At 56.7% G+C, this 9,387-nt stretch carries 7 protein-coding genes and 4 tRNA genes; all 11 read right to left on the bottom strand.

Annotation, left to right across the window (positions count from 1 at the left end; translation table 11 throughout):
- Positions 1–563: 563 nt before the first annotated feature.
- Entirely contained in the window at positions 564–1,265 is a 702-nt protein-coding gene (locus tag FD37_RS02710; protein WP_045807112.1) for a GntR family transcriptional regulator, read from the bottom strand.
- A gap of 73 nt (positions 1,266–1,338) precedes the next feature.
- Positions 1,339–2,475 carry an N-acetylglucosamine-6-phosphate deacetylase gene (nagA, locus tag FD37_RS02705; protein ID WP_045806971.1) on the bottom strand — a complete coding sequence of 379 codons (1,137 nt, stop codon included), beginning with the start codon at positions 2,473–2,475 and terminating at the stop codon, positions 1,339–1,341.
- Positions 2,476–2,547: 72 nt separating this feature from the next.
- Entirely contained in the window at positions 2,548–3,348 is an 801-nt protein-coding gene (gene proC / locus FD37_RS02700; RefSeq protein WP_056963264.1) for a pyrroline-5-carboxylate reductase, read from the bottom strand.
- Entirely contained in the window at positions 3,345–5,300 is a 1,956-nt protein-coding gene (locus FD37_RS02695; protein ID WP_056963262.1) for a S9 family peptidase, read from the bottom strand. The genes proC and FD37_RS02695 overlap by 4 nt, the downstream gene beginning before the upstream one ends.
- Before the next feature lie 173 nt (positions 5,301–5,473).
- Positions 5,474–5,545 (bottom strand) — tRNA-Gln (locus FD37_RS02690).
- 7 nt (positions 5,546–5,552) lie between these two features.
- A tRNA-Tyr gene (locus tag FD37_RS02685) sits at positions 5,553–5,635 on the bottom strand.
- 114 nt (positions 5,636–5,749) lie between these two features.
- Positions 5,750–6,580 (bottom strand): metallophosphoesterase, encoded by an 831-nt coding sequence (locus FD37_RS02680; protein ID WP_147007795.1) that lies wholly within the window; start codon positions 6,578–6,580, stop codon positions 5,750–5,752.
- Between the two features lie 65 nt (positions 6,581–6,645).
- Positions 6,646–8,124, bottom strand: coding sequence for a peptide MFS transporter (locus FD37_RS02675; protein WP_045806967.1), 1,479 nt, complete (start codon positions 8,122–8,124; stop codon positions 6,646–6,648).
- 496 nt (positions 8,125–8,620) lie between these two features.
- Positions 8,621–8,932, bottom strand: coding sequence for a PTS sugar transporter subunit IIB (locus FD37_RS02670; RefSeq protein WP_056963258.1), 312 nt, complete (start codon positions 8,930–8,932; stop codon positions 8,621–8,623).
- A 227-nt stretch (positions 8,933–9,159) separates the two neighbouring features.
- Positions 9,160–9,232, bottom strand: a tRNA-Thr gene (locus tag FD37_RS02665).
- Between the two features lie 24 nt (positions 9,233–9,256).
- Positions 9,257–9,329: transfer RNA gene (locus tag FD37_RS02660), tRNA-Asn, on the bottom strand.
- Positions 9,330–9,387 lie beyond the last annotated feature (58 nt).

Here is a 9,387-nt window from a genome sequence, read left to right as displayed (position 1 = left end):
CTGCTCGTTAAAACCGGCGAAACTAGCCGATGGCAGTCATCCGGCTAGTTCGTCTTAACTGCTGCCATAGTAGAGTGGTGTCGGTATTTTCCACGTATTTAGCACGGAAAACGTCAGTCAACAAAACGACAAGGTCATGCCTCCACTGACATGACTGAACACCATAACGTGGCGGATACGGACCCGTATCACATTATTTTTCCTAGTGATCCGCTGTGTTTTAGCAAACTGGGGCGCTTAAACAGTCATCCCCCAGTTTGTGGGGATACAATCGCCCAACGAGGTGGTCAGGCCACTACGTTAGCGGAGCGGAGGCGACTTGATGGCCGTGGTGAAATTGATGTTATCTGGCGTTCCTTGCCAGGTTACATCAAGGCCGAGCTCCAGAGACTCGTGGGTTTCGAGGCTTTGGAGTCGTGCCCACCTCGGCCATCTTGCTCGCCGTAGCGCAGCACCCCCCCACTCAATTTTGACGTCATAAAATAATTTATAGACCCCTAGGTGCAACAATACCTCCCACGCCGGCGAACCGGTCTGGGAGGTATTTTCGTGTGAATTAATTGTTATTTTTCCAGGTAGAACTCGAAGCGTTCACCGACGTACTGGGTACGCACGTACTCGAACGGGGTCCCGTCTTGCAGGTAAGTCACCTGGCGCAGCCGCAGAATCGCATCGCCCCGCTTGATCTTCAGGTATTCCGCGATGCGTTCGGACGCCGACATCGCCGAGACCGTCTGCTGGGCCTTGCCGGGATTCAACTTCTTCTTATCCTCTAAGGCCCGGTACAGCGAGCTGGTGACTTCCTTCTTGTTCAGGCCATCGACCAGCCGGTCTGGCACCGTGGCCACCTCAAAACAGATGGGCACATCGTCGCCGTAGCGAATCCGCTCCATCCGGAGGACCAGGTCGTCCTCGCTCAGCTTAAGCTTTTCGGCTTCACTGAGCGACGGGCTCATCACGTGGTACGAGATGGTCTTGCTGGACGGTTGCTTGCCCTGGGCCAACATCAAGTCGGTAAAACTCGTGACCCCGGACATCTTTTCTTGGACCTTCTGGTTGGCCACGTAAGTTCCGGAGCCCACCTGCCGTTCCAAGATGCCCTCGTCTACCAAGGTTTGAATGGCTTGCCGCAGGGTCATCCGACTCACATCAAAATCGCGGGAAAGCTCCCGTTCCGAGGGAATCCGATCCCCCACTGCCCACTTACCGGCTTCAATCGCCCGTTTAATGTCATTATGAATTTGAATATAAATCGGAGAACTCACAGCATCCAACATCCCTTCTAGATAATCATATCATTATTATACCCTATGCTGGCTCGCCGTGGCACCACCAGCCCTAATCGGTGCTAAACTTCCGGCCCAGACTATAGGTCGCCGTCAGGTGCAGGTCGCTGGTCATCAGGTTCAGGTCGGCATCGCGGCCCACCTGCAGCTTGCCCTTCTGGGTCAGACCGAACTCTTCGGCCTGGTTGACGGCACTCATCTGCACGGCCGCGTTCACGTCACAACCGGTAAAGGCGATGACGTTGCGGAAGGCCTCGTCGTAACGCAGCACGGAGCCGGCCAGGTTGCCGCTTTCGAGGCGGGCTTGCCGGTCCTTGACGATCACCTTCTGCCCGCCTAACTCACTGACGCCCTCGGGCATCCCCTTGGCGCGCATCGAGTCCGTGACCAGTTCCAAACGGTGTGGCCCTTTCTGTTCGTAGGCCAGCTTGATCATGTCGGGCACGATGTGGAACCCGTCGCAGATGATCTCACAGTACAGGTTGTCTTCCAACATCGCGTGGCCGGTGACCCCGGGTTCCCGGTGCCGCAAGCCCCGTTGCGCGTTGTACAGGTGCGTCACGTGGGTCGCCCGGCTTTCCAGGAGTTGCTCACGAGTCGCGTTCGAGTGCCCCACCGACGGCACGATACCGTTCGCCAAGCAGTAGCTTTCAAAGGCGGCGGCCCCGGCGTCTTCCGGTGCGTAGGTGATCAGCTTGACCCGGTGACCCGACAGCTGGTTCCAGCGTTCCAATAACGCCGTGTCCGGGTCCTTGATGTACTTTTCTGGTTGGGCTCCCTTGAAGATGGCCGCGATAAACGGTCCTTCGAGGTGAACGCCCTGAATGATCGGGTTCCGTTCCGCCGCCACGGCAATGCCCCGCATCGCGTGGTCGATGGCCTCGTTGGACTGCGTCATGGTCGTGGGAAACAACGAGGTGATCCCTTCATGGACCATCTGGTTAACCATCTTGTCAATTTGGTCTGGGTCTCCATCCATACTATCATACCCATAACCCCCATGACTATGGACATCGATGAACCCCGGGACAATCGTCTGCCCCGTCACCACGTGCAAGTCATCGGCGGGTAACGGCCGATAGTCGGCCACCGGTCCCACCGCCTCGATCTGTTGGTCGAAACGAATGTACCCGTCGGGAATGACCGCGTCCCCGGTGTAAATCTTGGCGTGTTTTAAAACAATACTCATGGCTCTCCTCCTCAGAAATGTCGGTTAGTACCTCATTATTATAATCGGTATAGACCAAACATGCAAGGCAGGCTAAGCGTTTTCGCGGTCGCGTTGGACGGTCGCGTCGATGCCCTTGACCACAGCGGTCATCAGCCCTGATTCCTCCATCGCCAGTAAGCCCGCGACGGTGCTGCCACCCGGTGACGCCACCTGATCGATCAGCGCGAACGGAATCTTGTCACTCTTCAGGACCATCTGAGCGGACCCCAGCGTGGCCTGCGCGGCGATCTGAGTCGCCTGGGCCTTGCTCAGCCCGTACTTCACGCCGGCCCGGCTGAGGCTGTCGATGAAGAATTCGATGTAGGCGGGTGAACTGCCAGCCAGGGCACTGAAGATGCCAAACTGGTCCTCGCTCAACACGGTCGTACTGCCGATCGCGTCAAAGACGCCCTGCGCCGTGGTCAACGCCGAGCCGGTCAGCGCCGCATTGGCCGCCACGGCCGTCATCCCCGCGCCAATCTCCACGTTCACGTTTGGGAGCGTGCGCAGGGTCGGAATCGTCGCGCCAACCAGGTCGCCCATCTTCTCCAGGGTCAACCCGGCAACGATGGAGATTAACGTCTTCTGCGGCGTCAGTGCGTCCGCGATTTCCTGAAGGACGTTGCCCGCCACGTTGGGCGTCACGGCCAAGACCACCAGGTCGCTGTCCTGCGCGACCGCCGTGTTACTGGTGACCGCCGTCAGACCGTGTTGCTGGGCGTAAGGCTGGTAGTTTTCCGGTCGGTGGCTGTGGACCACGATGTCCGCCGGGGCAAACGCCTGGGCGTTCAGCAAGCCGCCAATAATCGCCTGGGCCATGCCGCCGACCCCGATAAAACCAATTTTTGTCATTTTATGCTCTCCTTTGTCGTCGTTAAGTGTTGGTGGAACCACCCGGTGATGCGTTTCAACCGTTCAATGCGCAGGTTGGGCAGCCCCGAGCGGGATAGTTCGTGGTTCGACTGCGGGAACAAGACCAGCTGGGTCGTCACGCCGGCGTTCTTGAGGCCCACGTAGAATTCCTGGCCCTGACTGGTCGGACACCGCAAGTCGTCCTCGCCGTGGAGGATCAGGATCGGCGTCGTCGCCTGATCCACGTAGGCCAGCGGCGAGAATTTCCACAGCGCCTGGCTGTCGTGGAGGTCCTGCTTGAGCTCCCACGGCGTGAAGAAGTAGCCGATGTCACTGGTCCCGTAGAAGCTGATCCAGTCGGAAATCGACCGCTGGGTCACCGCCGCGGCGAAGCGGCTGGTGTGCGTCTCGATCCAATTAGTCATGAAGCCCCCGTAAGAGCCCCCGGTCACGCAGAGCTGGTGCGGATCGATCGTGGGGTCGAGGGCCAACGCCGCGTCGGTCCCCAACATCAGGTCCTCGTAGTCGCCCTCGCCGTAATGGCCGATCACAGCCTCCTCGAAGGACTGGCCGTAGCTGTTGCCACCGCGGGGATTGATGGCAATCACGCCGTAGCCCTGCCCCACCAGGTACTGCAGCTCGTGGTAAAAACCGTAGCCGAAGTCGACCTGGGGACCGCCGTGGACGTACAGGACGGCCGGATGGCGCTCCCGGGTGGCCGGCGCAAAGTACCAGCCCTCGATGGGCCAATCCGCGGCCCCCTTAAAGGTGAACCGCTGTCCGGCCACCAGGTGCCGGCGTGCCTCGTAGGTGGCGTTGGGGTTGATCAAAGCCCGCTCTGTGCCGGTCGTCAGGTCCACGACCTTCAGACGACTCACGCTGGTCATGGTGCTTTCGGTAAAGACCACCGTGTGGGCGTCCACCATGCTAAAGTCGGTGATGGCGCGGTCGCCACTGAGGACGGGGGTCACCTGGTGCGTGGTCAGGTCCTGGCGCATCAATTCCAGCCGCCCGCGGGTGTTCTCCAGCGTCAGGACGGTCTGGGCGTCCAGCCAAGCGACGTAACAGCCAGACTGGCGCTGCTGGCTATCCAGGGCCAGCATGTCGCCGACCTCCACGTCCCGCGGCGCGGTCAGGTCAACCAAGTGGCCCGTCGACCGGTCGGCCAACCAGGCGTGGAACTGCGAAACGTTGGGAACGTGGTTGTCCTGGCCCCAGAGCAGCACCCGCTGCCCGTCCGCCGCCAAGCGGCCGGCACTGAAGGCCCCCGCCGGCAGGTCGCGGGTCAACAGCTGATCCGCCCCACCGGTAAACGGATGCCAGTACACGCCGGCGCTAAAGTCGTGCTCGTCGTCCGGCAAGCGCTCCGCGTCGTACACCAGTCCCTGGGTGGTCGCCGCCGTCACGGTGAAGGCGTGGTCCCGCTCCATGACCACGGTCTGGTCCTTGGTCGAACACTGATAGCGGATACATTGGTAGGTAGCCTGTCGGGGCAAGATGCCCTGACCATTGAGCTGGTACCGTAGCCGGTCGACCACGCGCACCGTCGGCAGCTTAGCACTCGCCTTGGGCACCCGGGTCGTTTGGAAGTACAGGGCTTGCCCGTCGGCGCTCCAGACGATGTCGTGCACGTCGGACTCGCCGTGGGTCACTTGGACGGCCGCCCCACCGGACGTGGGCATGATGAATAGCTGGACGTGGTCGTGAATGACCCCGCTGAACGCCAAACAATCCCGGTTCGGGCTCAGCGTCAACTGGTTGACGCTCACCCCCACGGGACTCCACTGGCGCTGATCAGCGCCGTCGGACAGGCGCACGCTCAAGATGGCGGCCTGACTGCTGTTACTCGACTGGTCTAGGCGACTCTGGACGTAATAGACCCGGTGACCATCGCTGACCGGTTGCGCCAAGGGACGTAGCGAGAATAGGTCTTCCGGTTGGACTGCTGTCATGACACATTCCCCCAATTTTTTCTATCGGCTCCAAACTGGTCTGGAGCAATTCATTAAACTGACTTTAGCGAAAATTCGGGGCGTTGTCAATTCATCCGGTCGGTCACGCCGCTTTTTCAGCACAAAAAAAGACGATACCGCAACGGTACCGTCAGCCGAGATGATTCTCCTGATTGGGCTAGCTGGGTTCGAACCAGCGCATCACGGGATCAAAACCCGTTGCCTTACCACTTGGCTATAGCCCAATAAAAATGGAGGGGAGTGGATTCGAACCACCGAACCCGAAGGAGCGGATTTACAGTCCGCCGCGTTTAGCCAGACTTCGCTACCCCTCCAAAAAATGAATCGTCGTAACGAATCAACTTCACTATCATACAAAATTCTGCATAAACCGTCAAGACTTTTTTGAAAAAAGTTTTGCCCGGTTTAAAAATCGGGTTGCCCCCTACCTAGTGCAGGTCCAAGATACGCAACCGGTCGCGCCACTCGCTCAGGTAGTCCCAGTGATACCACTCGTTGATTCGCCGGTTATGGTACCCCAGCGTCTGGTTATAGTAGGTCGTCGCCTGAAAGTGCTGGGGCCAGAAGTGGCGGTGCAGGTGGCCGAACTGCACGATAGGTACGCGAAAATCCGTTATCAGCTGGCCCAACCGGGGACTGCCCATCAACGCGTTGGCCATATTCCAAAAGCGGTCGTCGTGGGTATAGCGGATGTATTCCCGCCGGGGCGCAAAATGCGTCATCAACAGAACTTTTTTCTGCGCCCGCTGCGCCGCGACCAACTGCTGACGGACCTGGGTCAGGACCCGGTCCATCCGCTCGGGGTCGCTCATCGGCTGAGGAATCGGGCTGTCGACCCAAAAAGCGTTCTTCCAGGCCCGAAAATTGCGTCCGGTCAGGTTATCGGCGAATTCGTAATCGTACCACCCGTTATTGCCGATGACCCGCCAAGCGGTCCCTGGCAGGTCCCAAAAGCGGTTGTGCAGATAGGTGGTCGCCGGAAAGGTCTCTAGCTGCTCGTAGGAGACGTCGTGGACCATGTCGTGGTTCCCGGCGATAAACCGAACTTGCGCGGGTGCCAGGAGCGTCTGGAGCCGTTCAGCGATGGCCAGCGACTGCCGGAAGTGATTGGTCAGGTCCCCCGCGATCAGGTAGAGGTCCACCCCCTGCGCACGGAGGTAGGCCGCCTGTTGCGGCAGGTTGGTGGCCAGGTCGACGTGGTTCACATCGAAGTGTAAGTCACTGATCAGTGCGACCCGCATGGTTGATTCCCCCTTCATTTTAGGCATTAAAAAACGTGCCCTCTAATTGACTTAGAGTAGCACGTTTGACGTCCTGAAGGGAACTATTTAATCCCGGACATTAAATTCTTAATTGGTTTAACCAACGCGAACATGATAATCCCGGCGACGATGGCGACAATGGCCACCCCAAGGAAGTAGTTCACTTGGTTTTCTGGCGTGTAGAGCTTAACGATTTGGGCGTTAACGGCTTGCCCGGCGGAATCGGCTAAGAACCACATACTCATCATTTGAGACTGGAAGGCCCGCGGTGCTAACTTCGTCGTCACGGATAACCCGATTGGGGAAATCAGTAATTCGGCGATTTCCACGATGGCCCAGCTTCCGATCAACCAAAGTGGGCTGACCTTGGCGCTGGTCCCGAACAGAACAACGGGAATGACCATTAATAGGTAGGAAGCACCGGCGAACAACATCCCGGTCGCAAACTTAGCGGGTGAACTTGGTTGGTTCTTGCCCCACTTGTTCCACATCATCGCGAAGATTGGCGTGTAGATCAAGATGAAGGCGGGGTTCAGGGACTGGTACCACGAAGGCGAGATGTTTAAGCCCAAGAAGTGGTTGTTGGTTTGGTTGGCTGCGAACAGTGCCAAGACCGATGACCCTTGTTCTTCGATGGCCCAGAAGATGGCAGCGGCGATGAAGAGGCCTAAGTAAGCCCACACGTGCTTGCGTTCCTGTGCCGTGACCTTTTTACTGGTCAGGAAGATCGTAAAGTAAACCACTGGCGTCGCAATCGCAATGATCGACAGCAACAGCACGAAGTTGTTTAACGTCAATGAGTGCAGTAAGTACATCAGAATCATAACCAAGGCGAAGGCCACCAGACCGATGGTGCTCCGGACACCCAACTTCTTCAAGTCGCCCGGTTCGAGCGGGTCAGTTGGGTACAGGCTATCCTTGCTCAGGTACTTCTTACCGCCGATCCAGTATTGAATCAGGCCTAAGAACATCCCGATGGCTGCTAGGGAGAACCCTAAGTGGAAGTTGTAGCTCATTCCGAGCCAACCGACCAGCAGCGGTGCGATCAAGGAACCTAAGTTAATCCCGAAGACGAAGATGGTGAATCCGGAATCCCGCCGTGGGTCCCCGGCGCTGTACAGGCTCCCGACCATTTCGGAAACGTTGGGCTTCAGCAGCCCAGTCCCCAACACAATCAAGAGGATGGAAACGAACAGGGCCAGCTTCCCGGCTGGGAGTGACAGGGCGATGTGCCCAAACATGATGAGCACCCCACCGATGAACACGGTCCGGCGACTCCCCCAGACCCGGTCACTCAGGTAGCCCCCGAGGACGGATGATAGGTACACCATGGACCCGTAGATGGACATGATGGAAGCCGCCGTTCCTTGATCGAACCCCAGACCACCCTTGGTAACTGAGTAGTACATGTAGTAGATCAGGATGGCCCGCATTCCGTAGTAACTGAACCGTTCCCACATTTCGGTGAAGAACAGTGTGGATAATCCACGTGGTTGGCCGAAGAATGACTTATCCTGGCTAACGTCTGACTTGTTATTCAAATTAATAATACCTCCATTGCATTTCCTAAAAACAATATTTATGCTCCGTAAGGCATAACGGTTGCACCCGATTATGCACGGTGTCTCATAAGGCTCTAATAAAACATAGTGACAATTATAATCCATGAAACGTTATAACGCAACGACATTCGCAATAAAAACGCCTTCAAAATGGCCAAAATGGCGGTCTAACAATGAATATAAAATTAGGTGTCTCATGCAATCCTCTTATTATTTATTCATTTTTAGCCTCGGTACTTCTCAGCGAATCATCCCCTAAAAATATGCACCATTTTAATAACCATTTTTTCATTTAACGCGTCTTTTTTCTCATCTAAGTGACTGGTGACCGTTCCCCAATCATCCAGTCAACGCAAAAAAAGGACCCGAGACATGGCGTCTCAGATCCTGTGCTTTATGTGTGCTTGGTCGTTCCCAGAGGGTTCCCCGTGAGGCCGCCCCGATCGGCCTCTAACGACTCTGGGGGCGGTGATATCTACGCTAAAACCGCGGTGGCGGCGAGTTCCTTGGTCGCAAACTTGACCAAGGATTCGCTGTTCAACCAGCCGTAAATGTCGTTGGGGATCACGGCCATGAGTGCGTCCGTATGTAACGTGTCCATCACGGCAGCCGCCTGGGGGGTGAACAGGATCAGGTCCTGTTCCGCCAGCAGTTCAGGGGCTAATTCGGCACAACCGGCCGCTGTAAAGTGCAGAGCTGCCCGCCGCGTTTCCGCGACCCGCTTAGCTTCGCCCAAGAATAAGTGACTGGTAACGCCCTGTTCTGATACTAACAATACATTTTTCATGATATCGCATCTCCCTTAACGTCTTTCGATATGTTAAGAATAGCACTTGCCAGATTAGACCACAAGTCCCTTTTATCAAAAATCAATATTGTAATATTATGGTCTAACCACTGATGTGACGCAGATTGTCGAACTAGACCAATTCACGATACCTATCTATACCATTTCAGACCACTTAAAACTGGGCAACAAAAAAACGTGAACCAGATAGGTTCACGTTTATCAGATGCCGGCTGAGGAATTCGAATCCCCGACCCTCGGTTTACGATACCGATGCTCTACCAGCTGAGCTAAGCCGGCATACTTGCTAAATCATTAGCATAACTCCGGCAGGCGGGCTCGAACCGTCGACAACCTGATTAACAGTCAGGTGCTCTACCAACTGAGCTATGCCGGAATAATCGCGTGGCAACGTCCTACCCTTGCAGGGGGCGATCCCCCAACTACTATCGGCG

The organism is Levilactobacillus spicheri DSM 15429 (assembly GCF_001435095.1).
GTDB lineage: Bacteria > Bacillota > Bacilli > Lactobacillales > Lactobacillaceae > Levilactobacillus > Levilactobacillus spicheri.
The sequence above is the reverse complement of the archived record's forward strand: the minus strand, read 5'-3'. Positions and strand labels throughout refer to the sequence as shown.